Consider the following 20,171-nt stretch of genomic DNA (forward strand, 5'->3'; position numbering starts at 1 on the left):
GGTCCGGAGGTGGGGCCTATCGGCCGCGGTGCCAGTAACTCCGGCGGCGCGGAGCCGGGCGAGGATGCGGGAAGATTTCCGGTCGTGCTTAGGCGGCCGGCCTCATCACGGGAATGCCTGCGGTGTCGGCGCGGGGCGGGACCGCGGAGGTCTCACTGTCGGCGACGGAGCTGCAGGGTTCGGCGCCGCCGATGAGCTGTCGGGCGGCGGCCAGGTGCGAGACTCCCAGGGCGATGGGCATGACTGCGATGATGCCGGCGACCGGATCGCTGACGCTGTTCATAATGAATATTCCGGAGAGGACGGCTGCAGCACCGACGGCGGTGTCTCGGATGGCGGCGCGGACGGCAGTGCCCGGGGGAGTGGAGAGACGGCCCATGGATCCCATGTGTGCGGACGCTTCGTGCGCTCTCACCGACGGTGCGTGCAGTGCAGCCGGAGCGGGCACGAAAAAGCTCCCCGGGTTGGAGTCCGGGGAGCTTTCGGGGTGAGGGGTCAGGCGGCCTTGAGGTCGTCCGGGCCGTCGGGATTCCAGTTGCGGGCGAACGCGGCGAGCTTGCGGATGTCGAACTCTCCGGCGTCAAGCAGCGCACCCAGCTCGCGGTCCAGGCCGAGCTTGTCCAGGATGATGGCCACGGCGTGGACATATACGGCGGCGGCGCGGGCGTGGATCTGTCCGGCCGGTGATGCGGGCAGGCGCGTTCGTGCGGTGCGTGATTCAACGACGGCGCGGTGCAGCAGTTCGTTTACTGCTTTGCCGGTCATTTCAAGAGCGGCGCGGACTTCAAGGTTGCGTTCCTGGGAGACGGGAAGTGCCAGTACGTTCATGGTTCTCTTTTCAGTGTCGGCGTCGGTCGCGTGCACTGACCTGTGTGCGGCGGTCAGGCGGAGGCGACGATGCCCGGCGTGTCGGAAGACCCCTCGGCGATAGGGGATGGGTGCAGGTCCTGCCGTCCCCGCACGGACTCTGTGAGTCGGTGACTCCGTGAGTTACAGAGTCTGTTCCGGCGGGTCCGGCAGGGGGCGGGCGCTACGCGGCCTGGAGCTGGAGTCCGGGCAGCGTCTTCTTCGCGGAGGCGAGGTGGCTGATCATCATGTCGATTCCTTCGGCGCTGACGTAGGTCATGATTTCGCCGTAGTTGGAGGCGAGTTCTGCTTCGAAGATGTGGATCAGCGGCTGGTACTTGGCGGCCAGGCGTGCGGCCATGGCGTCATTGACTCCTGCGCCGATGCCGGAGACGTTGTGGTGCAGACCGACGGCGTTGTCCACGAAGTCTACGAACTTCACGATGAACACTTCGGCGTTGTCGCGGATGGCGTCCTGAACGTGGTTGGCGTAGCGGAGGTTGGTGACTTCCCTCGGCTGCTTCGGTCCGGTGGCCAGCGGGTTGGTGACCGCGCGGACCAGGCGGGTGACGTTGGCGCCGAAGGCGGCGTCCATCCAGTCGTAGGCCAGGACGCGCAGGTGCTGCTCACCCATCTTGGCGGTGTCCATGTCCAGGTATTCGCTGACGATTGCGCGGGCGCAGTCTTCGATGACGTCGTGCAGGATGATGGCCGTGATGATGTCCAGGTCGGTGACTCCCTGGCGCAGGGCGCGCAGTGCGTTGCGCAGCGGGTGTTCGCTGTAGGGGGTGCGCGGCATGCCGGCGCGGTTGGCGCGGGTCTGGCCGCGGTGCAGGTATGTCGCTGCGCCGATCGCTTCGGAGATCAGGTCCGTTCCTGCCGGATTGATCGTGCCGACCGCGTCGAGGATAGCGACGGTAAGGGCACCGGAGTCCAAGTCTTTGAGCTGGGCTGCGGGGATTACAGAAAGCATGTGTTCCTTTGGAGCTAGTTCCGTGCGTCCCGGAGGCTGCCCGGTCCGCTGCTGTCAGGCTGCTCCGTCCGTGGTTGCATCCTCTGTCCCAGATGTGTGCGGCAGGGTTACTGTCTCTCACCACTTGGATCCTGAAACCAAATACCTGCTTGGCTACCTGCGCTGCGTGGGGGCGAGGTGCTTCCGTGCGCCGGGAAGAGACCGCCCGTAGTCCGTACACATGAAGGCCATGACACCTGCAGCAGAAGAGTCCACAGCCTTCGCGCCCGACGCCGGACCCGGCTCGGTTCGCCACGCCACCGAGTTCACCTACCTGCCCGATGACGCGGTGCCCGGAGAGCCGGATGCCTTTCTGTTTTCGGTCAAGGTTGCCTGGCGCGGCCCCGGCTCCTGGGCGGTGCTGTGGATGGGACAGTGCCTTGGCCCGGAAGGCTGGGACTTCGAACCCGGATCCGACGGACGCACGGAGGAGTACCTTGCCGCGCACCGCTTCCCGTTTGCTGAAGCCGAAGAGCTGGCGCGGAAGACGGTGAACACCCTGAGCATCAACGGCCGGAGCTGGGCTGAGCTGAAGGCAGTCCGCGCAGCCCGGGCAGGGAGCTGAAAACTTTTTCGGAAAATCCGCTCCATTCGGGGCCGCCGCCGCACACAGGAAGGTGACAACGAAAGGGGTCCCATGACCGCCATAATTATCATCGCCTTCGTCTGGCTTTCAGCCCTGGCCATCTACCTTCCGGTGAACGCATACATCGCAGCTGGCCGGAAAGCCGGCGACCAGGAGGCAGAGCGCATGGCCGCCGCCGCGGCAGCCGGAGGCGCGATCCCGCCCGGGAACTAATGCCACGCAAAAGCCCCCGTCCAGTGAAGGACGGGGGCTTTCTTCTTGCCTGGGGCCTGGCCCGGTTAGGGCGCGTCAGGTTTCTCGATCGACCCCTTGAACTTGGGCAGCGGCTTCTCGATGGAGCCTGCACTCTTCGACACAGACGGGGACTGCGGTGCAGGTGCGGTGCACGCTGTGAGCAGCAGCGGAGTCAGGGCGGCGGCAAACGCGAACCGGGCCAGACGGCGTGCGGGCCGGCGGGGAGCAGTGATCAAGAACGGGTCCTTTCGGTGGTGCCTTCGCGGGTCGTGGCGGTGACACAGTCGGGGCAAAGGTCGAATGCTCCCGTCACCCAGCTGCGGTGCTCTGCGAGGTGGCGGCGGGCGACGTCGATGCTGTCTTTACCGGCAGGCACCAGGTAGTCGTGGGTTTCTTCGGTGCCGCAGCGGTCGCAGTAGACCGTGACGAGAACCGGCCCGGTTTCATCCTGGACGGCCATCAGGCACCTGCCTTCGTTGCGGCGGCCTCGGGTGCGCTGAGGATGTCCTGCAGGAGGCGTCCGGCAGCGATCATGCCGGCGTCGTGCCCCCGCTCCCAGTTGTCCTTGTAGTCAGGGTCTTTCTCAGCGGTAAGCGTGGCGGCAAGCTCCTGCAGCCGGGCAAGCAAAGCGGGTGTCATCGGTCCTCCGGGGTTCGGCGCAGGCTGGTCCCCGCGCTGGAGACCATGTGTGCGGACGCTCCCTGATCTGTGAACAGGCTTCGTTTTTTACCGGCGGCCTTCGCTGGCAAGCCAGAGGAGATCTTCCGGCGGCACCTGCGCCTTGATGACTGCCTGCAGGGCGGCACGGCTCGCGTCCCGCTGTGCCTCGGGGACCACCTCAAGGATCAGCGCATCCAGGGTGTCCCGGCTGTCGGACAGGCCGGTGGGCTTGGGCTTGATCTCCGTCCGCGGACCTTTGCCGGCGAGCCAGAGGTAGTGCCAGTCTTCCTGGGCGGACTGCGCAGGGTAGGTGCCGGAGACTTCCTGGAGGACTTCGCCTGTGCGCAGGCTGACGATCTGGTATTTCGGTTCGGCTGCTTCCGCGGCGGCACGGGCAGCAATCTTCGCTGCCCTGCGTGCAGCACGGGGCCCGGACGAGGTGATGACCAGGACCATCAGCACGAGGATGCAGATCACCGCCGCGGCTTCCACCGCCTGCTGCATCATGATGCTGCTCCTGCGAAGAGGCGGGTGGACTCTGGCCGGCGTCGGGCCTTGGCGGTGTCGTCGTTCATACCCCCTATGTGTGCGGAGCGGAGCCGGCTTCTCTACGCCGCCGTCCGCACACCGGAGCTACAGTCCGCTCTGGTCGTACACTTCGCAGGTTTCGAGCAGTTCCACACCGGCAGCCTTGAACGCTTCAATGTCGGCAGAAGGACCGTCGTAAAGGGTGCCGTTGAATGCCGAAACCATTTCGTCGAGAGGTGCGATGTAGTCATCCAGCAGGGGAACGAATTCATCGGGTGCCTGGCGGTGGATGACGTTCAGCTCATTCAGGAGACGGATAGCCGTGTTCTCGAGGATGTCGTCGCTGGTGTCGGACGACATAGTAACGCTGATGAACTCGATGGATTCGAACAGCGGGCCGTCCTGCTTCATTCCGAAGAGCTCGACGCAGGCTTCCTTCTTGGTGAGCTGCGTGACCGGCTCAGCCGACTCCGATGCAGCAGAGAGCGGCTGGCCTTCCTCGACTCCCAGGATCGCGGAGCAGCCGGTAACGGACAGTAGCGCAAGCGCCAGGAAGGCAGCAGTTTTTCTCATGGTTCCCCCGGTGAAGTGATGTCTTGTTACACCGTATCCGTGTACCGGGGATTCCATGCCAGCGTAATTCCTACCTGCCGTCACACCCGGCGTTACCGGTAGCGCTCCTCCCTCGCTGCAACCCGGTCTTCGCCGCGCTCGAACTGCCAGGCGTGCAGCAACTGGTTGGTCTCCCCGATGGCCTCAAGGATCCGCGCCTCAATGTCAGTCTTGATCGGCTTCTGGATGTAGGAGAGGATCCGGGCAAGCCGGTATTTCTCGCCAATGTCTCCGACCGTCATCTCGCCCTCAAAGAGTTCGACGGGGTGCAGCATGACCTTGGTCGCCTCGCCGGGCCACCGCTTCGGGTCCGGTCGGTTTGAATTCATCTGGGCAGCGCGGATGATCTGCGGTGCGTCGTAGGATCCGAGTGCAAGGGGGCGCTTCGCTTCGACTGAGGGAAGCACCTTCAGGCGGTGGACTTCGTGTTCATCCCGCCAGCGCTGGTTGTACTCTTCAACCTTGCTGGCGCTTGCCCAATTACCCGGTTCGGGGTTGGCCTTCATCCATTCGACCGTCCAGAGGCGCATGGTCTCTTCCATGTCTTCCTCAATTTCCTGCTGGCGGTCACGGTAGTAGGCGTTCTCGACCTGGGTGATGATTTCGTCGGGGATGTGGACGGTTCCCCAGAAGGTGATGCAGTGCTCTGCGGTCGCTGACGGTGCCGGGTGAAAGTAGGAGCCGTCCATCCGGTCGAAGAGCCCCACCGCCACCCCATAGGTGACAGGGGAAGAGGCATGCCGGGGTTCGGATATCCCTGGCTGGGCGAACTGATCAACTGTCATGACGGCTCCTTCAAGCTGCTCTCCGGCCGGCGTGCTCCGGACCTGTTTTCCAATGGTTCGCCCCGCCGGAGTCACGCAGTTCGTGTGCTGCAACCCGTCCTGACCCGGATCATCGTACCCGTGTCATGGTGGCGGTTATGGCACACACCTCCGTGTCGGCAGCCGGAAGCTCCAGGGTCGAGCGGTACGGCTCCGCTAGGGCTCCATCCGGTAGCCGGCAGCCGGTGCGGAATGGTACTGGCGCGCCGACTCCGTCAGATCCAGCTCCCGCCTCTCAGCGACCGCGGCCAGTGCTGCCTCCAGCCTGCCGCGCTGCTCGAGTGCGAGCGTGCGGGTCACATGGGAGCGGGTGATGCCTGACTGCTGGCTGATGTCCTGAAGGATCTGGTCCATGCGCAGCACATCCCTCTTCAGCTGCCGGATCCCGCGCTCGAACAGCTCCTCGTCCGTGGCCTGCACAACCGCACTGAACCATGCCGCCTCGGCTGCGGTCAGGCGGCTGAGAGCAAGGCCTACGAGTGCGATCAGGACGATCCCTGCGGTGATGGAGATGAAGGTCATGCGGGTTCCTTATGTGTTGCGCGGGTGCTGCGGAGGGAAGGCATGAATGCCTCGGGAATCAGAACGTTGACCGTTGCATCGAGCGGGGCAGTCCGTCCGTGTGCAAGAGCTTCAGCGCGGGCGGCCCTGTTGGCCTCGGCGACTTCGGTCAGTGAATACTCCTTGCCCGGATCTTCACCGAGGTCTCCTCCCACGCTGACGTGCACGCCGGAACCTTCGTACCTGGTGTAGGCGAGCGGTTCGGGGATGCGGGCCCAGAGGTCACCGTCAATCCAAAGGAGTGAACTAGCTCCGTCGGCAATCGCCTGGAGTGCCGAAGCCTGATTCGGGTAGTCCCCGAAGTGCCTTCCGGGCTGAGCACCGTCCTTGTCGTTCCAGGGATGAATTCCATAGCCTTCGGCGGTCCGGGCCAGGTTGTAGAAGACACCGTCCAGGACACGGATGTCGACCAGCGCGCTCTGCCAGTTAGGCAGGAGCCGGTGGCCTTCGGGAATCTGTGCGGCGACGGGCGCCTCGTCGCGGCTTGCTGTCCGGAGCGGTACCAGCACGGTGATCTCTGCCCGGATGGTGGTCTTCCCGCGGGGATGGTCCTCGGTGCTGTGATAAGACGCAGAGCACGGGTAGGCGGGGACTGCGCCGGCGGTCATGCTGCACTCGTTTCGGGACCGAGCAGGTGCGGGAAGCCCCAGCTCACTGCGTCCGGAAATTCCATGGGTTCTTCACCATTGACGAGCACGGCACCGTCTGAGATGCGCCGGAAGTCAGGGCTCAGCAGCATGTCGGTCGGGTGGATGGCATTGACCGGTACCCGCCATGCTTCAACGGTGTAGTACTTGCCGCTGGCCTTGAACAGGGTGACGGCCGCGGTCCGGCGGGAGTTCTCCTGCGCTGCAGCGCCCAGGTCTGCCGAGAGTGCGACCACGCTGCTCCTGCCTTCAGCGGAACTGCGGACGTGTCCTTCGGTGGCGCCCAGGACACGAAGTGCCTCCAGCGCTCCGGCGGCCACCGGCGTCACTCCTTCCACGAGGTCGGGGTAGAGGACGTCAAGGACGCGCACTTCGTTGGCTTCCAGGCCTTCGGTGCTGCCGGTGAGGTTCAGGATCTCGCCGTCGGCAGTGATCAGGTCCAGTGCATGGTTTTCGGTGTCCCAGGACAGGGTGCCGGTGTACGTGCGGTATTCGGGGCGGGGAGACGGGGTGGCCGCAGAGGGGGCAGGGAGGCTGCGAAGCTCCACGCGGAAGCGTTCACGGGTAATGGTGGTCATGGTCTTTCCTTAGATCGGGAGCGGGGCACATGGCTGCTGATCCCTATGTGTGCGGAGAGGCGGCTGCTGCTCACCGCAACGGGGCGTCAGTTGTCGTTGAATGAGTTGTCACCGGTATGCCAGGCCAGTGCCTTCGCAGCCTCCATGAGGATCCGGGATGCATCGCTCATTGCAGCAGGTGTCCTGGTGCGCAGGATCCGCTCGGCGCGCGCAACCTCAGATTCGGCGGCCTCGCGTGCACGGGTGACGCGTTCGGCGCTGGTGGTCATGGTGAAGACCGAGGGGATGAAGACCTCCACCTGCGGCACCGGGCGGTTACCGCGGTGCAGGCCAGCGTCCATGGCCTTGCCTGCCGCTGCTGCAGCCTCAGGTTCGGTCAGGGCGAAGACCTGCCACGCACCGCGGTCGGAGGCACCCGGGGTCACGACGGTCTCATTCAGTCCCACCTCGAGTACGGGCTCGGCGATCTGCTCCCACAGCTCGTCGCCGATCTGAATGAACCGTTCGAGTCCTGCACGGATCGCTGACCGTGCCTGAAGGGAGTTGAGGTGCTGGCCGAAGTCAGTGCGGGGGTTCACGGCAAGGCGGTAGAGCATGCCGTTGAGGGTGCGGATCTCCGCAGCGCCTCCGGGGGAGGGTGCCCGGAAGTGCAGGCTCTCCGGCACGTGGGCTGCGACCGGTGCCTGCAGGGCAGTAGCGTGCGGGACGGGTACGCGCTGCTCAACGGTGCGCTCGATGTGCTGCCCCTCGCCGGAGAGCGGGGCGCGGTACGAAGTGAAGGTGGCGGTGCCGGTAAGAATGCTCTGTTCCATGCCCCCTATGTGTGCGGACGGTTAGCCGGTGCTCACCGGTCTTCCTCATAGGAGGGGATGACGCGCACGGGGGTGGAGAAGTTGACCAGGCGCCGGCCGGTAAGGCAGTCCACCCATTCCGGGCGGCCCGTGTTCCGGGCAGGGTCTGCGGGCAGGTTCATGGCCAGCCGGTTGTCCCCGGTGAAGACCGCGGTGCCGTAGGGCAGGTCGTCGATCTCCCGGCGGCTGGTGATGGTCAGGAGGGAATCCATGTCGGTGTTCGGGTTCAGGCACCACAGGGCGCGGGACTTCAGCCAGGAGGCCAGCTCACCGCGGTCGGCATTGAAGGGAAGGTCCCCGCTGGTCGCTGCCCGGGCGGCGCGCATGAGGGCAGCGGCGTTGGTGAGCCCGTTCCGGCCGCGGACCGGTGTCACCCTGCGAAGCGCTTCGTGCAGCCCGTCGATTTCCTCCATCGCCTCATCGAGGAGGTTCTGGTGATCGCCGGATTCCAGGCGCCAGAAGATGTTGGAGTCAGCTGCTTCCATCTCACGGAACTCGGACAGGCTGGGGGAGTGTCCGCGGTCCGCCATTTCGGCGATGAGCTTCTGGCCCAGGCCTTTGGGCTTCTCGCGGGCGGCGCGGACATAGCGTGCAGCCTCAAGGTCGGCGAGCTTCCGGCGGGCGTCCAGAACAGCTTCACGCACGCGGTCATCGACCGGCACATCGAGCTCTGCCAGGGACTCGCCCAGGAAACGGATGAAGTCATCGCGTTCGTATCCGGAATCGGAATTCTTAGTCATGCCCTCCATGTGTGCGGACTGGTGCAGGAGTCTCGCCCGGACTGCCGCGGAAGGGTGGTGAGAGCAAGAAGAGTCTCCGCACACATGGAGGCCATGACCACCAGTGAAGAATCCCTGACCACCTCTGCCCCGCCTGCGGCAGAACCGACCCGCGCCGAAGAACAGGCTGCCGATCTTCTCGCCAACGGCTACACCGAAGTGACCGAGGCCGGCGGCTTCACTGTCGGGCAGCGCATCTACCACGCCGGACAGCGCTATCCGGGTGCGGAGCTTGGCACCGCCACCATCGAACGTCTTTTCACCAAGGCAGACGGCAAGGACATCGAGATGATCGCCCTGCGCGACAAGCCCTACAGCCCGGATGACACCCACGGATTCTGGGCCAACTACCACGCCCTCCCGGCTGTGACCTACTAACCAGGGCCCGAGCGTGAACGCCGCAGACCTCGTCACCTACAGTGCCGCAACCGACTACATCTTCCTCGTCGTCGCAGCCGTCGGCTTCATCGGCCTGCTGGTTTACCTGTCCAAGGCGTTCGGCCCCCCGGACCCGATGCAGGGCCGCTACACCATGAATCTCACGGCCGTCACAGTCATCGTCATGCTGGTTGCAGCCGGTGCCGGAGCCGTCTGGTTTCCGAAGCAGACCGAGATGGCGGCCGCCGATGCTAAAACCGTGAACGCAAAGGTCCTGAAGACCTGGGCTGAACCGGCATACGGGATCACCGTGACCGACGAGCAGGCCGAGCAGGTGATGGCTGCGTGGGCATCAAACGAGGCCCGCCGCGGACGGGCGTATGCGGAGCAGCTTTTCTGGGCCGAGACCCCGGACGGCAAGGTCCGCATGGAACTGGCCGAAACGGATAACGGGTCCTTCGAGCTGCTGAAGAACGAACCCATGAAACCCGCGGACGAACCGCAGACAGGAACTACCGATGGATAGCACCGCCGCCCGTGAGCTGGCTACAGCCGATGCCGCCGACGCCCTGGGGTCCGGATCGCTGATCGCCGTCTTCTCCTCGGAGACCGACCAGTTCCCGGATGTCCTGCTCCGCTACGGGGCAGGCTGGACCGAAATGGTGCCCGGGTGGCGCGGGTCTGAAAGCCTGGGGTCCGACATCGTCATGACCATGGGACAGCGGGCCGTGGTGCTCTGGGACGCCCGGGCAGACACCCGCGGCGCCCTTGACGCCATGGAGCAGTCCACACTGACGGAAGGCGACCTGGACGCCCTCCCGTACGGGTCCCTGCTGCGCGGAGTCCGCCCCTTGGCAAACCCGCACTGGCCGAACGTGCTTCGCCGCGTCCGGGGAGGCTTCGAAGGCCTCAACCCGGATCACGATCCCTCCGACCTCATCCCCACCGGTGCCGCCGTCCGCTACTACGGTGACCTGACCAAGATCTGGATCCCCGCATGACCGGTGCCGCGCTGAACCTGGGGCATCTTCGGGGCCTGGCTGAATCAATTCCTGCCGGGAACCGCAGCTGGGTCGTCTGGGAAAACACGCACTGCGACCCCGTCGTCGTGGAAGCCGGCGGCCGCGGAACCTTCGCCATCTGCGAAGTGAGCAAACGCTTCGACGACTACGGCCGGGACGTCACTGCCTTCATTGCGGCCATGGATCCGGAGACCGTCCTGGCCCTCCTGGACCTGGCCGAAGCAGACCCGCCGTGCCGGTGCGGAGAGAAACTCCGGAACGGGACCGTGGCCTGCCGGCTGCACCCGGACATCAAGCTGCGGACGGTCCGTGAACGCATCGACTTCGAGCAGGCCTTCGACGCCGCCCTGGCACGCAGCAAGCACAAGGATGAGGAGTAACCATGCCCACCATGATCAAGATCCGCGGAAAGTACTTCAACGCGGAAAGCATCCAGCGGATCGTGCCCGACGACGGGACCGTCATGGTCAGCCAGGAGCGCCGGCACTGGGAGTTCGAGGTCGGTGAAGGCAACGAGGAGCAGTGGGCTGCTGACCTGGCCGGCCGGCTCGGAACCGTGGTCGACCTCAGCGACACCCCGGTTAAGGACGGCTAGACATAATCGGGCCGGGCCCTGACAGGTGGCTTAGTCTTTTCTCTACCAAGTACAAAATGGGGGACAAATTGAAGAACAGCACGGGCAGGATCCCTGCCCTCATCCTTGCGGGCGCCCTCGCGTTCAGCACCGCAGCCTGCAGCCAGGCCGAAGAGTCGGAGCCGGTACCCACCGTTCAGAGCATCCCGAAGTCGGTGGAACTCAGCCAGGAAACCAACGTGGTCCCTGAAATCGAGTCGCCCGAGTATCTCTACCGGGGTGACTTCGACGGGCACCAGCATTACTCCGGAGACTGGAATACGCTCGTTGATCTTGATGAAGAGGCGGAGGCCCTGGTAGCCAGCTGGCGCAGTCCCGAGAAGGACGCAGCGGTCTACGCGTATCTGGCTGAGAAATGGCCCGGGTATGACTACGACACGGAAACGGATCTTCTCCGGGCTGCCCTCGAGTGCCAGTGGCTTTACGACGGGCACTCCGATCCGCTCGACAACGCGACTTTGGTCATGGAGCAGGGCGTGAAGAGCCCGCTGGTACCCATGATGTCTTTCTACTGTGACCAGGCGTTGGATGAATTCTTTGCACTGAAGGTCAACGGCGTAACCATGGACTGGAACGCACCGGGCTTCAACGCCCCTGACCACAAGCTCACGCCGGCTCCCTAGGTTCCGCTGGCCGGTGCACTGTGTGCGGTCGAACCAGCCCGCGGCCGCACACAGTCAGGGCATGACGAATACACGCAAGAAGGATGTGGGTCAGGCCGGCAACGGAGGGCAGTTCGCAGGCAGGGACCACAGCGAAGCAACCGGTGTCGAACTCACGGCACCCGAGCACGACCTGACCTGGTGGGACGAAGACGGCCGCACCTTCCCGGCTTCACTGTACGAGGCGGGCCTGGACGGGACTCTGGAGCCCTACAACGGCGACTACCCGGTCAACGACGGCGCCCTGCGCTTCCGGCGTGAGGATATGACCCGGGAACTGGTCATCGGGGTGCTCGAAGACGGCACGACCGTTATCGCCGTGGAGGCCGAGGTTGACGAGCAAATCTACATTTCGGAGAACGTGGGCGCCGATCCGGCGCCGGAGCAAATCATCGAAGCGGTCAGCGCGGTGAAGGAACAGGCCGCCGGACTGCCGGAGCCGGAAGAGTACTGAACAGCAACGAAGAAGCCCCCGTCACTTGTGGCGGGGGTTTCTGTCTGTCACGGCTAGGGCGCCGGGGCGAACACCTCCGGGATCAGCACCTCGAGGAACGGCACGGTCTGCGCACCGCCATCGCGGATTTCGCGGGCGTGGGCAAGGGCCTCGTCCAGCTGCGTGAGCCGGTAGCTGTTGGGTGAGCTGAATGGCACCCACTGGTTGTTGGCCAGGGTGCTGTTGCTGTGGAGGATGTGGATTTCGCGGCCCAGGCGGGGAACGTAGAGGGACGGTTCAACGGTCGGTTCCCACAGCTCGCCGTCGATCAGCCGCAGTGCCGCCAGTCCGGTCTGGACGATTTCCTCCACCTGGGCAACGCTCGCCCAGCGGACACCGAAGTCCATGGTGGTTCCGTCGAAGACGGTCTGCGGGACCCGAGAATAGAACCGGCCTTCGTGGATGCGCAGGTCGATGACGCCTTCGAGACTGAGTCCGGGGTATTCCGGACATGCATCAAATCGTGCGGCGACCGGGGCGTCTGCACCCGACACCTCACGGACGTCGTACTCCAGTGAGACGTGCTCGTCGTTGACGGGGATGCCTTTGCCGGTGATCTTCATGCCTTCAATGTGTGCGGACAGGCCGGAGGCTCTGCCCGGGGGAGCATCGCACGTTGGCGACCATCGAATGCAGCCTGCCCTAAAGCTCTTCGGGGTCAAGGTCCGGACGCAGCCGGATCAGCCGCACCGGGTGCCGGAACGAGCCGTTCTCGAATGCCGTGTCTGCTGAGACTTCGGCGGCCACCGGTTTGACCCTCACCAGGCGGACCGGGTCCGTACGGTCAGTGAACCGGTCCAGGACCCGCGGGCTGATCTCCTCAGGCCACGGATGATCCTCCCCGGCCGGCTCCAGCAGGTGGCCTGCCTGCAGGGATACTTCCCTGCGCAGCGGCACGGTTCGCCCGACGATTCGCAGCCGTCCATGCACGGACAATCCCAGGATGAGCGATGACGGGCGCCGGATGCTGCCGGTGACAGCCGCGGCCACGACGTCGACCGGGTGCCGGTGACGGACCTTCAGCCACTGCCGGTCCCCGCTGTAGCTCTGCCCGGCCCCCTTGACGACGAGCCCTTCGATACCGGCCGCGGCCATATCCGTGAACCAGGCTGCAGCGATGCCACGGTCATCAGTGGCGGGGGAGAGGTTCAGCGGCGGCTCCCAGCCGGAGGCCAGTTCCTCGAGCAGTTCCCTCCGGATATGCAGTGGCAGGCCCCGGATGTCGTTGCCGGCCACGGCCAGCAGGTCAAACACTGCCAGGGACGCCGGCGCCGCGCGGACCATGGCCGGAAGGGTCTTCTTCCCGGCGCTCATCCGCGACTGCAGGGCAGCGAAGTCCAGACGCTCTTCCGACCAGATGACCGCCTCGGCATCCAGGACGTACCCGGGCGGGACCTGCTCATCAACGGCAGCTGCCAGGTCAGGGAACCGTGCCGTGAGGTCCTTACCGGCCCGGGAGTAGATGACGGCCCCGGATCCTCCGGTGTAGACCGCCGTCCGGAAACCGTCCCATTTCGGTTCGTACACGCACCCGCCCGGCAGCGCTGCCTTTGGCGGGATGGACTCCACCGGCTTGGCCAGGGCCAGGGGAACCGGCGGCTGCAGCGCGTACGGTTCCACGAATCAGCCGGGAATGTTCCGCGGGTCGTTTCCGTAGCTGTTCTTCTCCGCGATGGTCCCGTCCATGTTCTTGATGAGGTGCTCGACCTTCAGCTCGCGGGCACGGTCCCTTCCAATACGGACAGCGTCATCCTTGGTGGCAGAGGATCCGAACGGTGCTTCCCCGGTGCCTTCCCGCCGTGAGTGCCACTGGCCGTTCTCGTGATAGGTCTCGATGTCTCCCTTGGGCATGACGTCCTCCTGATCGCTGACTCGGTCCGGCCAGCGTACCGGGCACCCGGGGCTCATGTCAGCGGATGGACAGGATCCAGCACGCGCCCAACAGCCGACCCCACCGGGAACCTCCCTGCGGGCGTCCGCACACATGGGAACCATGAACGCGCGCGAAGAAGGACTCCCGCAGGTGCAGCTGAAACTCGGAGCAGGCGGCACACTCAGTCCGCACATCGACGGCCAGCCTGAACACCGTTTCTCCCTGGGCAGCCAGGACCTCATTCGCTTCGCCGCCTACGCTGCGTCCAACGGATGGCCTGCCGTCTCGTTCGAACTTGGAGACCCGGCACTGGATCCGATCCCCCAGGAACAGCAGGACCTGATCTCGAGCGAGATGCTCCGCATTCTCGGCACCTTCGGTGAAGCTGAGCTTCATGCTGCGATGCAGGACGAATTCGACGACTTCTACGTCCTGGCCGTCAATACAGCGGATGACCAGACGGGTCATCGGGTAAAGCTGATGCGCCGCGGCGTGCTGGCCACTTCGGTTCCAGCCGCACAGGCCCTGATCTCAGCAGCCTGGAGGCACCTTCGCCTGCCCTGAGGCCCGGAACTGCTACGCGGTGGCCGGGTGAGGGTTGGGGGTGGCGTCGCGGAAGCCGTCTACGACCGGGCGCAGGAAGTCCTGTGCCGCCGATGCCCGGCCTTCCTCCCAGGAGGTGTGCCGGCTGCCGTACCCGGCCTCGACCAGCGCTGCAGCGACCTCTTCCGGCCCGGCGTCACCGAACGCCCTGATGATCTCAGCCATCGCAGTCACTGCGCCCTCCGGCGCCGTGCGCCCAGGGAGAGTGTCCGTATCCCCGTTCAGGTACTGCATCCTGGCCAGTTCCGCACGCCGCTCAGGCAGCCCCCGAAGTCCCTTGACGACGTCCTCGCCGATCTCCTCGATGCTTTCCCGCATGCGTTTGAGCTGCGGGAGGACCATACGCTGCAGGGCGGCCAGCGTTCTGTCATCGAAATCGTATTCCGGGCTCAGCAGCTTGTTGCGCGTTCTGAACTCTTCCAGGGGCAGGGGCATGAGGTTTCCTTAGCAGTAGTGGTTTGCGGCGACACGGATGATCGCCGGGGCGTTCTCGACCCAGACCGCGGTATAACCGGGATCGTCGGTGACACTGGCCGCTGAGGCCGGTCCGTCCCATCCGGTGAGCCAGGTTTCGACATTGCCGGACCGGCATGCCTCGGCACCGTCCTTCAGGATGGCCAGCAGCGGCGGGCGCATGGAGCGCTCCGTCAGGGGCAGCTGCGTCTCCATAGGCTCGATGGCAGCGGGATAGTGCTTGTCCGGGCTGATGAGGTTCGTGGGGACCCAGTGCGCTTTTGCCCGTGACTCACCTTCCGCGAACCGCTCATCCCACACTGCGGTGTTCTGCGATTCCTCGGCGGCCACGATCGAGGCCCATTCGTCGCTTTCCCAGACAGGGTCGGCGATGAAGCCCGCGAAGGCATCGTTGGATCTCCAGCGTTCGAAGGCCTCGGCACGCTCCTGTGCCTGCCGGACAACCTGCTTCTCGACGCCGACAGCAGACCGCCCCATGCTCTGTGCGGTCGCCTGCACGACAACAAAGACGACCGCGAGAGCCAGAAGAAACCAGCCCATCACAGCCGCGAAGTCGGTATTCACCTGCTTATTCAGGGGATTCGCCACCGGGCTCCTCCTGGCTGCCAAGGTTGAACAGCTCGACGATGGACTGGATGTACGCGGCGTCCTCAGCCGGGTCTTCACCATCGGTGAGGGTGAAGGCGGCCTCCATGCGGATGGCCCGAATGATTTCCTGCGCCTGGTGCATGTAGCCCTGCCGGAGGGTCAGGAAAAAGACCCGGCCGCCGCACTGGTGGTGCCGGCAGTGATTGCCGACGAGACCTTCGCCGCGCGGAACGGGACGGTGCTGCGAGATCGTGTCGGCGATCAGGGAGGCAATGGTCTTGTACGCATCACTGTCCACGGGGACGCGTTCGGGGGATCCGGGCGGTGGCTTGGGCCGGTACTGTCCGGGACCGGCAGTGATCGTCATTTGGTGTCTCCGTCTGTGAGGCCGGCGTCGATGATCTTCGTGAGCCGTTCGATCTCCCCCAGCGCTGCGTCCAGGAGGTTCCGGTGGTCACCGCATCCCAGGCGCCAGAAGATGCTGGGGTCGAAGGTTTCCATGGCTGCGAGTTCCTGCAGCGTCGGGCTGCGCTTCTGAACCTCGGTAAGGAGGGACCGGTACTCGTCGGCGGTGATCTTCTGCGGCCCGGGGCCGGGATTGGTATCCATAGCACCCATGTGTGCGGACTGACCCGGGCGTCTCACCGGCCCCGGGGGCCTAGTCCAGGAATGCCGGATTGATGGTGAGCGCAGCGCTGGCAATATCCTCCATGGTGTCCTTGCAGGGCGAGGGCAGGGATGCGACCGTCCCCACAATTTGCCTGCAGTCACCTGACCATTCCGAGGACGCCTCCGTCAGGGATGTGTATGCCTCTGACTGCACAGGTGTCGGGCTGGCCAGCGCGTCATAGTCGTCCATGGAGGCCAGCACGATGTCCGTCAGCCGGTCGGTGCAGTCCTTTACAGGCTCGGAATCCATGCACGGCATCTCGACGGCTGCTTCGGGTTCTGCTTCAGCCGTTGACCCGCCTGAGCAGGCGCTGATCGCCGCGGCGAAGGCCAGGGCCAGCGTCAGGGTTGATTTCCGGTGCATGGCTTCTCCTGGTGCCTGGGATACGCGGATGGGCCCGCAGTGATAATCCGGGCCCATCGTACGCTGACGCGGTGTCACATCTTGGAGGCGTTCGCTGCCTTCCGGCGGAGCATGAAAACGTAGATGCCCATCGCTGCGGCAACGGCAATGATTCCGGCAGCGGAAAGGAAATCAAGGGCACCGGTGAAGTCCGGAAGGGTGGGGGCCGGTGCACCGTCTCCAGCTGATTCGGCGGCCATGCCCTCGATGTCTGAGAATCTGCCAACCATGCTGAAAACAACCATCGCCAGGCATCCCACGACGGCGAACATCATGAGGACCTCAACGACGCTCACACTCCCGCGGGTATTACCCAGGGCAGCCCGGGCCGTCCTCCGCGCGCTCAACGAGTGCCTGCCATGTCGGCAGAGGGGCCGCTTACGGACGCAACCTTCTTGCGCAGCCGGTAGAAGTAGAACGCTGCGCCGGCCGCAAAGGTGACGGTCAGTGCCGAGAGCAGGTACGTTGCGAGCCCTTCGGTGTTGCTGTATCCGTCGTCGGTCCGCATGACTGCGAAGGCGCCGGCGGTAAGGAGGGAGAGGGCGCTGCAGGCGATCATGGCGACCAGGATGTCCACGATGGTGAAGCCGCGGGAATTGCCCAAGGCAGAGCGCAGGGAATGCAGATGTAAGCGGATCATAGGTTCTTTCATGTGAGGGGTCAGGTCCCGGGCGCCCACAGGATCCTCCAGGGCCCGCGGGCTGCGATGGCTTCAACGGGCAGCGCCTCGTATCCGCTGTCGGTCATCCGTTCGCGGGGGTCGCCGGATTCCAGGCACCATTGCCCGTCGGGATCGGTGCAGAACGCGAACCAGAAGGACCGGCCTTCGTCGGACGTGATGGCTGTGGAGGACGCGCCGAGGTCATAGTTCAGGTGGTCAAGGGCTTCCCGGAGCTCGGTGAACCGGTTGATGGCCAGCAGGCAGGACGGCGCAGGCGGGTGTTCGTCCATGGGTCCTTTCCGGACAGGCGGATCCGGCGCAGAGGCCGGGTATTCCTCTATGTGTGCGGACGCAGGTGACTCTCTCCCCGCATGCTCGCAGGCGGCGGGCTAAGCGGCGTCCAGCAGGTCGATGACCTTCTCGACATCGTCGCGTCCGGCACGGAATTCCAGGACCTTGGCGCCGTGGGTACGCAGCAGTTCCACAGCCGCCTCCAGTGCGGTCGCGCGGGCTGACTCTTTCATGTCCTTTTCGCAGGAGCAGTCTGCCAGCCGCCCGGCGGTGTCCTGCAGTTCGGAGACCTTGTCTCTCTGGCGGCTGACCTCATATTCAAGATCAGCTACAGCCTCCTGGTGGTCCTCGTTCGAGACGAAGTTCCGGGCAATCCAGAGAGCGGTGCTGCGCGATCCGATGCCGAGGTCTGCGATGAGGGATGTCCGTGCGCGGTCGGCCAGCCGGATCTCTGCCACGGTGGCGTCCGGGTCGATGCCGCGGAACTGTTCGACGACAGCTTCAGGCACGGGTTCCAGGCGCAGGCGCACTGCGGCGGCGTGCTCGGATGCAACCAGTTTCCCGAAGTGCTCTGCGACTGTTGCGTTGACGATGGCCGGCAGCTGCGCTCTGCCTCCGACGTGCCAGTGGATGGCCTTGCCCTGCGGGTCGGCGACTACGACGTCGGGGTAGGCCCTGCCCTGGCGGCCGTCGATGCAGGTGCGGGACTCAATCGGCACGGGGAAGGTGAACGCTGCGGAGTATGCGGTGCCGTCCATCAGCCCGATCCGCAGGCCTTCAGGGGTCGGGTTGATCTCCACCAGTTCCTTGGGTCCCTCAAGCACGCCTGATCCATCCGTTCAGCTCTCACGGGTCGGCACGAAGACCGTGCTCCCTGTAGTCCAAAGGCACGCTCCGTTCGGGCGCCCTATGGAATTCATGTGTGCGGAAGACCGGCGATCTCTCGTCAGCGGGGAGCGGCTTCGGGCGGGTAGATCACTGCCATGCTGATTTCCGGTTCGGCATCGGTGAGGTACGGGTTAGCCGCTGACGGCAGGGCGGCCCGGCCGGCTTCCCACGCGTCGGCAAGGACCGGCCGGAGTACCTGGGCGAGGTGGACCGTATGCCGGGTGATGAACGTTCCGAGGTCGCTGCGGAATGCGTTCAGCCCCGTCTGCTCGGGGTCGATCTGTACCCAGAAGGCGTAGTGGCTGTCACCGCACGAGCAGTCGTAGCTTTCCTCCCGGCGTTCGATATACCCGTCGCCTTCCTGGGAATGCGTGAACCGGTGCTCGGCGACGGCGGCTTCCATGAGGCGGGACAGGTCGGGTGCCTGGCTAGTCATAGTCGTGGCCTCCGGATCCGCTCCGGGGACGGGAAAGGACAGTGATCGCGCTGAAGTGGCCCCAGAGCTCCTCGGCGCACAGGGGCGTGCTGATACCGGTCGCGGACCAGCTGAGGTCATCGTTGCGCAGCGCCAGTCCGGGTCCGCTGCGCCCCACGAAGCGCACAGAGGTGCCGGGTTCGAGGGCCATCAGGGCATCCAGGCTCTCTACGGGGGTTGCTATGGCCGGCTTCCTTCCTGCGGTCCTGAAAACGGGGGAGGGGGTGCTGCCCTTCCATTCTTCCGTCTTGTCCGGGCGGAGGAGAATGTTTCCTGCCCGCGCGCCGCCGATCATGCTGATTCCGGGGCTGAGCCCAGGAATGTGAGGCGTGCGGAGCGGGTCCACAGCCCGAAGTCGTCGAAGCTCTTGCTGAATCCGGTGGCCGACCAGCGGCCGTCACGGCCGCAGATAGCTACCCCGGCGGTGTTGTCATTCCTGTCGATGAAGGCGACGGCGGAACCTGCGGGCAGCAGCGGCAGCTGGTGTCCGGCCAGATCCTGGGAGGGCAGCGGAGCCGGTGCTTCGGATTCGGCCCAGAAGGCGGCATGGGCTTCGGGAATGTAGGGGTGTGCTCCGCCGGTGGCCGTGATGCCTGCAGGATGGGCGGCCCAGAAATCGTCGGGGTTGCCTTCCGTGGCCGCGGGGAAGAGCGCGAGGCATTCGCTGCCCTGGACCGCTTCCCAGTGTGAGGCCCCGGCGGCTGCCATGACCTTCACTGCGGTATCCATGCCGTAGGCGGTGCTGAGGCGTTCGGCCCGTCCGGTGGGGGCATCGAGGGCATGCCCGCCGAACCGGGTGATCCCGGCGCCGCCGTCAGGGTAGGAGAGGCCGAGTTCAATGGTCATGACGCCGCCGTGATCGGCGGTACCGAAATGGGTTCTCTCGATGATCGCCCGGCGTGCACGGTATTCGGTGCCGTTGATGGTCATGAGGCGGTAAAGGCTCATGCTGCTGCTCCTGACTGCTTGGCTGCGAACTGGGAAGGCATCGGGCGGACCTCGGGCACGGAAGCTGCAGCGTCCAGAATGGCGGCAGCCATTTCGCGCAGCGACTCGGGGGCATCGTCAGGGATGGACTCGGCCAGCGCGGAGAGACTGATCAGCGACGCGGCCATCGCACCGGCTGTGTTGACGGCAGCGGCTGCGAAGTAGGCGGTCGGCGCGTCGGCGTCGAAGTTGAGGGCATTGCGCCCGTAAGGGGAATCCACGGCATCTGCGATGAGGTGGAAGTATTTCAAGGCGTCGTGGCCGTCACTGACATGCCAGTCAGGGTTGCCGGCGCCAGCTGCCATCTCCGTGATGTGCTCGAGGTTGGTGTTCATATCCCCTATGTGTGCGG

Annotated in this window: 40 protein-coding genes; 10 read left to right on the forward strand and 30 right to left on the reverse strand. The window is 65.1% G+C overall.

The window, feature by feature from the left end:
* Positions 1-88: 88 nt before the first annotated feature.
* The 3 genes from ACSLGO_RS04845 to ACSLGO_RS04855 all read right to left on the reverse strand — a co-directional run bounded on the left by ACSLGO_RS04845 (position 89) and on the right by ACSLGO_RS04855 (position 1,819).
* Positions 89-415 carry a hypothetical protein gene (locus ACSLGO_RS04845; RefSeq protein ID WP_436400240.1) on the reverse strand — a complete coding sequence of 109 codons (327 nt, stop codon included), beginning with the start codon at positions 413-415 and terminating at the stop codon, positions 89-91.
* An 80-nt stretch (positions 416-495) separates the two neighbouring features.
* Positions 496-828 (reverse strand): hypothetical protein, encoded by a 333-nt coding sequence (locus ACSLGO_RS04850; RefSeq protein WP_436400242.1) that lies wholly within the window; start codon positions 826-828, stop codon positions 496-498.
* Between the two features lie 202 nt (positions 829-1,030).
* Positions 1,031-1,819 carry a hypothetical protein gene (locus tag ACSLGO_RS04855; RefSeq protein ID WP_436400244.1) on the reverse strand — a complete coding sequence of 263 codons (789 nt, stop codon included), beginning with the start codon at positions 1,817-1,819 and terminating at the stop codon, positions 1,031-1,033.
* A 229-nt stretch (positions 1,820-2,048) separates the two neighbouring features.
* Between ACSLGO_RS04855 and ACSLGO_RS04860 the strand changes: the two genes are divergently transcribed.
* Both ACSLGO_RS04860 and ACSLGO_RS04865 read left to right on the forward strand, forming a co-directional pair.
* Complete coding sequence (locus ACSLGO_RS04860) at positions 2,049-2,423, forward strand: hypothetical protein (RefSeq protein WP_436400246.1); 375 nt, start codon at positions 2,049-2,051, stop codon at positions 2,421-2,423.
* 72 nt (positions 2,424-2,495) lie between these two features.
* Entirely contained in the window at positions 2,496-2,657 is a 162-nt protein-coding gene (locus ACSLGO_RS04865; RefSeq protein ID WP_436400248.1) for a hypothetical protein, read from the forward strand.
* 65 nt (positions 2,658-2,722) lie between these two features.
* Here ACSLGO_RS04865 and ACSLGO_RS04870 read toward each other — a convergent pair whose 3' ends face one another.
* From ACSLGO_RS04870 to ACSLGO_RS04920, 11 genes are all read right to left on the reverse strand, one after another.
* On the reverse strand, positions 2,723-2,914 hold the full coding sequence (locus ACSLGO_RS04870) for a hypothetical protein (protein WP_436400249.1): 192 nt from the start codon (positions 2,912-2,914) through the stop codon (positions 2,723-2,725).
* On the reverse strand, positions 2,911-3,138 hold the full coding sequence (locus ACSLGO_RS04875) for a hypothetical protein (RefSeq protein WP_436400251.1): 228 nt from the start codon (positions 3,136-3,138) through the stop codon (positions 2,911-2,913). The genes ACSLGO_RS04870 and ACSLGO_RS04875 overlap by 4 nt, the downstream gene beginning before the upstream one ends.
* Entirely contained in the window at positions 3,138-3,317 is a 180-nt protein-coding gene (locus ACSLGO_RS04880; RefSeq protein ID WP_436400252.1) for a hypothetical protein, read from the reverse strand. Before ACSLGO_RS04880 ends, ACSLGO_RS04875 begins: the two co-directional genes overlap by 1 nt.
* Positions 3,318-3,404: 87 nt before the next feature.
* Positions 3,405-3,845 carry a hypothetical protein gene (locus tag ACSLGO_RS04885; RefSeq protein ID WP_436400255.1) on the reverse strand — a complete coding sequence of 147 codons (441 nt, stop codon included), beginning with the start codon at positions 3,843-3,845 and terminating at the stop codon, positions 3,405-3,407.
* Positions 3,846-3,971: 126 nt separating this feature from the next.
* On the reverse strand, positions 3,972-4,439 hold the full coding sequence (locus ACSLGO_RS04890; RefSeq protein ID WP_436400257.1) for a hypothetical protein: 468 nt from the start codon (positions 4,437-4,439) through the stop codon (positions 3,972-3,974).
* Between the two features lie 92 nt (positions 4,440-4,531).
* Positions 4,532-5,263 (reverse strand): hypothetical protein, encoded by a 732-nt coding sequence (locus ACSLGO_RS04895; protein WP_436400259.1) that lies wholly within the window; start codon positions 5,261-5,263, stop codon positions 4,532-4,534.
* 195 nt (positions 5,264-5,458) lie between these two features.
* Positions 5,459-5,824 (reverse strand): hypothetical protein, encoded by a 366-nt coding sequence (locus ACSLGO_RS04900; RefSeq protein WP_436400261.1) that lies wholly within the window; start codon positions 5,822-5,824, stop codon positions 5,459-5,461.
* A complete protein-coding gene (locus tag ACSLGO_RS04905; RefSeq protein ID WP_436400263.1) occupies positions 5,821-6,471 on the reverse strand; it encodes a hypothetical protein in 651 nt (216 codons plus the stop codon). The genes ACSLGO_RS04900 and ACSLGO_RS04905 overlap by 4 nt, the downstream gene beginning before the upstream one ends.
* Positions 6,468-7,088 carry a hypothetical protein gene (locus ACSLGO_RS04910; protein WP_436400265.1) on the reverse strand — a complete coding sequence of 207 codons (621 nt, stop codon included), beginning with the start codon at positions 7,086-7,088 and terminating at the stop codon, positions 6,468-6,470. Before ACSLGO_RS04910 ends, ACSLGO_RS04905 begins: the two co-directional genes overlap by 4 nt.
* A gap of 86 nt (positions 7,089-7,174) precedes the next feature.
* Positions 7,175-7,900, reverse strand: a complete 726-nt coding sequence (locus tag ACSLGO_RS04915; RefSeq protein ID WP_436400267.1) for a hypothetical protein — start codon at positions 7,898-7,900, stop codon at positions 7,175-7,177.
* Between the two features lie 32 nt (positions 7,901-7,932).
* Positions 7,933-8,679 (reverse strand): hypothetical protein, encoded by a 747-nt coding sequence (locus ACSLGO_RS04920; protein ID WP_436400268.1) that lies wholly within the window; start codon positions 8,677-8,679, stop codon positions 7,933-7,935.
* Between the two features lie 93 nt (positions 8,680-8,772).
* On the opposite strand from ACSLGO_RS04920, the gene ACSLGO_RS04925 reads away from it, so the two are divergent.
* The 7 genes from ACSLGO_RS04925 (at position 8,773) to ACSLGO_RS04955 (ending at position 11,868) form a co-directional block, all read left to right on the forward strand.
* Positions 8,773-9,096, forward strand: coding sequence for a hypothetical protein (locus ACSLGO_RS04925; RefSeq protein WP_436400269.1), 324 nt, complete (start codon positions 8,773-8,775; stop codon positions 9,094-9,096).
* A gap of 13 nt (positions 9,097-9,109) precedes the next feature.
* A complete protein-coding gene (locus ACSLGO_RS04930; RefSeq protein WP_436400270.1) occupies positions 9,110-9,622 on the forward strand; it encodes a hypothetical protein in 513 nt (170 codons plus the stop codon).
* Positions 9,615-10,097 (forward strand): hypothetical protein, encoded by a 483-nt coding sequence (locus ACSLGO_RS04935; RefSeq protein WP_436400271.1) that lies wholly within the window; start codon positions 9,615-9,617, stop codon positions 10,095-10,097. The genes ACSLGO_RS04930 and ACSLGO_RS04935 overlap by 8 nt, the downstream gene beginning before the upstream one ends.
* A complete protein-coding gene (locus ACSLGO_RS04940; RefSeq protein ID WP_436400273.1) occupies positions 10,094-10,498 on the forward strand; it encodes a hypothetical protein in 405 nt (134 codons plus the stop codon). The genes ACSLGO_RS04935 and ACSLGO_RS04940 overlap by 4 nt, the downstream gene beginning before the upstream one ends.
* Before the next feature lie 2 nt (positions 10,499-10,500).
* Complete coding sequence (locus tag ACSLGO_RS04945; protein WP_436400275.1) at positions 10,501-10,713, forward strand: hypothetical protein; 213 nt, start codon at positions 10,501-10,503, stop codon at positions 10,711-10,713.
* Positions 10,714-10,769: 56 nt separating this feature from the next.
* Positions 10,770-11,375: a hypothetical protein gene (locus tag ACSLGO_RS04950; RefSeq protein ID WP_436400277.1), complete on the forward strand. Its 606-nt coding sequence runs from the start codon at positions 10,770-10,772 to the stop codon at positions 11,373-11,375.
* Between the two features lie 61 nt (positions 11,376-11,436).
* Complete coding sequence (locus tag ACSLGO_RS04955; RefSeq protein WP_436400279.1) at positions 11,437-11,868, forward strand: hypothetical protein; 432 nt, start codon at positions 11,437-11,439, stop codon at positions 11,866-11,868.
* Positions 11,869-11,921: 53 nt separating this feature from the next.
* Here ACSLGO_RS04955 and ACSLGO_RS04960 read toward each other — a convergent pair whose 3' ends face one another.
* The 3 genes from ACSLGO_RS04960 to ACSLGO_RS04970 all read right to left on the reverse strand — a co-directional run bounded on the left by ACSLGO_RS04960 (position 11,922) and on the right by ACSLGO_RS04970 (position 13,758).
* Positions 11,922-12,470, reverse strand: a complete 549-nt coding sequence (locus ACSLGO_RS04960; protein ID WP_436400281.1) for a hypothetical protein — start codon at positions 12,468-12,470, stop codon at positions 11,922-11,924.
* Between the two features lie 79 nt (positions 12,471-12,549).
* The gene (locus ACSLGO_RS04965; RefSeq protein WP_436400283.1) at positions 12,550-13,527 is read right to left on the reverse strand and encodes an ATP-dependent DNA ligase; all 978 of its coding nucleotides are present in this window, start codon (positions 13,525-13,527) and stop codon (positions 12,550-12,552) included.
* 3 nt (positions 13,528-13,530) lie between these two features.
* The gene (locus ACSLGO_RS04970; protein ID WP_436400285.1) at positions 13,531-13,758 is read right to left on the reverse strand and encodes a DUF2188 domain-containing protein; all 228 of its coding nucleotides are present in this window, start codon (positions 13,756-13,758) and stop codon (positions 13,531-13,533) included.
* Positions 13,759-13,900: 142 nt separating this feature from the next.
* On the opposite strand from ACSLGO_RS04970, the gene ACSLGO_RS04975 reads away from it, so the two are divergent.
* The gene (locus tag ACSLGO_RS04975) at positions 13,901-14,344 is read left to right on the forward strand and encodes a hypothetical protein (protein WP_436400287.1); all 444 of its coding nucleotides are present in this window, start codon (positions 13,901-13,903) and stop codon (positions 14,342-14,344) included.
* A 12-nt stretch (positions 14,345-14,356) separates the two neighbouring features.
* On the opposite strand, the gene ACSLGO_RS04980 is transcribed toward ACSLGO_RS04975, so the two are convergent.
* The 13 genes from ACSLGO_RS04980 to ACSLGO_RS05040 form a co-directional block, all read right to left on the reverse strand.
* Positions 14,357-14,818 carry a hypothetical protein gene (locus tag ACSLGO_RS04980; RefSeq protein WP_436400289.1) on the reverse strand — a complete coding sequence of 154 codons (462 nt, stop codon included), beginning with the start codon at positions 14,816-14,818 and terminating at the stop codon, positions 14,357-14,359.
* Positions 14,819-14,827: 9 nt separating this feature from the next.
* Entirely contained in the window at positions 14,828-15,445 is a 618-nt protein-coding gene (locus ACSLGO_RS04985) for a hypothetical protein (RefSeq protein WP_436400291.1), read from the reverse strand.
* Positions 15,426-15,812, reverse strand: a complete 387-nt coding sequence (locus ACSLGO_RS04990; protein WP_436400292.1) for a hypothetical protein — start codon at positions 15,810-15,812, stop codon at positions 15,426-15,428. Before ACSLGO_RS04990 ends, ACSLGO_RS04985 begins: the two co-directional genes overlap by 20 nt.
* Positions 15,809-16,054 (reverse strand): hypothetical protein, encoded by a 246-nt coding sequence (locus ACSLGO_RS04995; protein ID WP_436400294.1) that lies wholly within the window; start codon positions 16,052-16,054, stop codon positions 15,809-15,811. The genes ACSLGO_RS04990 and ACSLGO_RS04995 overlap by 4 nt, the downstream gene beginning before the upstream one ends.
* A gap of 49 nt (positions 16,055-16,103) precedes the next feature.
* A complete protein-coding gene (locus tag ACSLGO_RS05000; RefSeq protein WP_436400296.1) occupies positions 16,104-16,478 on the reverse strand; it encodes a hypothetical protein in 375 nt (124 codons plus the stop codon).
* A gap of 74 nt (positions 16,479-16,552) precedes the next feature.
* Positions 16,553-16,813, reverse strand: coding sequence for a hypothetical protein (locus ACSLGO_RS05005; protein WP_436400298.1), 261 nt, complete (start codon positions 16,811-16,813; stop codon positions 16,553-16,555).
* Between the two features lie 47 nt (positions 16,814-16,860).
* Positions 16,861-17,157, reverse strand: coding sequence for a hypothetical protein (locus ACSLGO_RS05010; RefSeq protein ID WP_436400300.1), 297 nt, complete (start codon positions 17,155-17,157; stop codon positions 16,861-16,863).
* A gap of 20 nt (positions 17,158-17,177) precedes the next feature.
* Positions 17,178-17,468 (reverse strand): hypothetical protein, encoded by a 291-nt coding sequence (locus tag ACSLGO_RS05015; protein WP_436400302.1) that lies wholly within the window; start codon positions 17,466-17,468, stop codon positions 17,178-17,180.
* Between the two features lie 99 nt (positions 17,469-17,567).
* The gene (locus ACSLGO_RS05020; RefSeq protein ID WP_436400303.1) at positions 17,568-18,293 is read right to left on the reverse strand and encodes a hypothetical protein; all 726 of its coding nucleotides are present in this window, start codon (positions 18,291-18,293) and stop codon (positions 17,568-17,570) included.
* Positions 18,294-18,415: 122 nt separating this feature from the next.
* A complete protein-coding gene (locus ACSLGO_RS05025) occupies positions 18,416-18,793 on the reverse strand; it encodes a hypothetical protein (RefSeq protein ID WP_436400305.1) in 378 nt (125 codons plus the stop codon).
* Positions 18,786-18,983: a hypothetical protein gene (locus ACSLGO_RS05030; RefSeq protein ID WP_436400307.1), complete on the reverse strand. Its 198-nt coding sequence runs from the start codon at positions 18,981-18,983 to the stop codon at positions 18,786-18,788. The genes ACSLGO_RS05025 and ACSLGO_RS05030 overlap by 8 nt, the downstream gene beginning before the upstream one ends.
* Positions 18,984-19,123: 140 nt before the next feature.
* Positions 19,124-19,780, reverse strand: a complete 657-nt coding sequence (locus tag ACSLGO_RS05035; RefSeq protein ID WP_436400309.1) for a hypothetical protein — start codon at positions 19,778-19,780, stop codon at positions 19,124-19,126.
* Complete coding sequence (locus ACSLGO_RS05040) at positions 19,777-20,154, reverse strand: hypothetical protein (RefSeq protein ID WP_436400311.1); 378 nt, start codon at positions 20,152-20,154, stop codon at positions 19,777-19,779. Before ACSLGO_RS05040 ends, ACSLGO_RS05035 begins: the two co-directional genes overlap by 4 nt.
* Positions 20,155-20,171 lie beyond the last annotated feature (17 nt).

This window comes from Arthrobacter sp. IK3 (assembly GCF_051337705.1).
GTDB classification, from domain to species: Bacteria; Actinomycetota; Actinomycetes; order Actinomycetales; family Micrococcaceae; genus Arthrobacter_B; species Arthrobacter_B koreensis.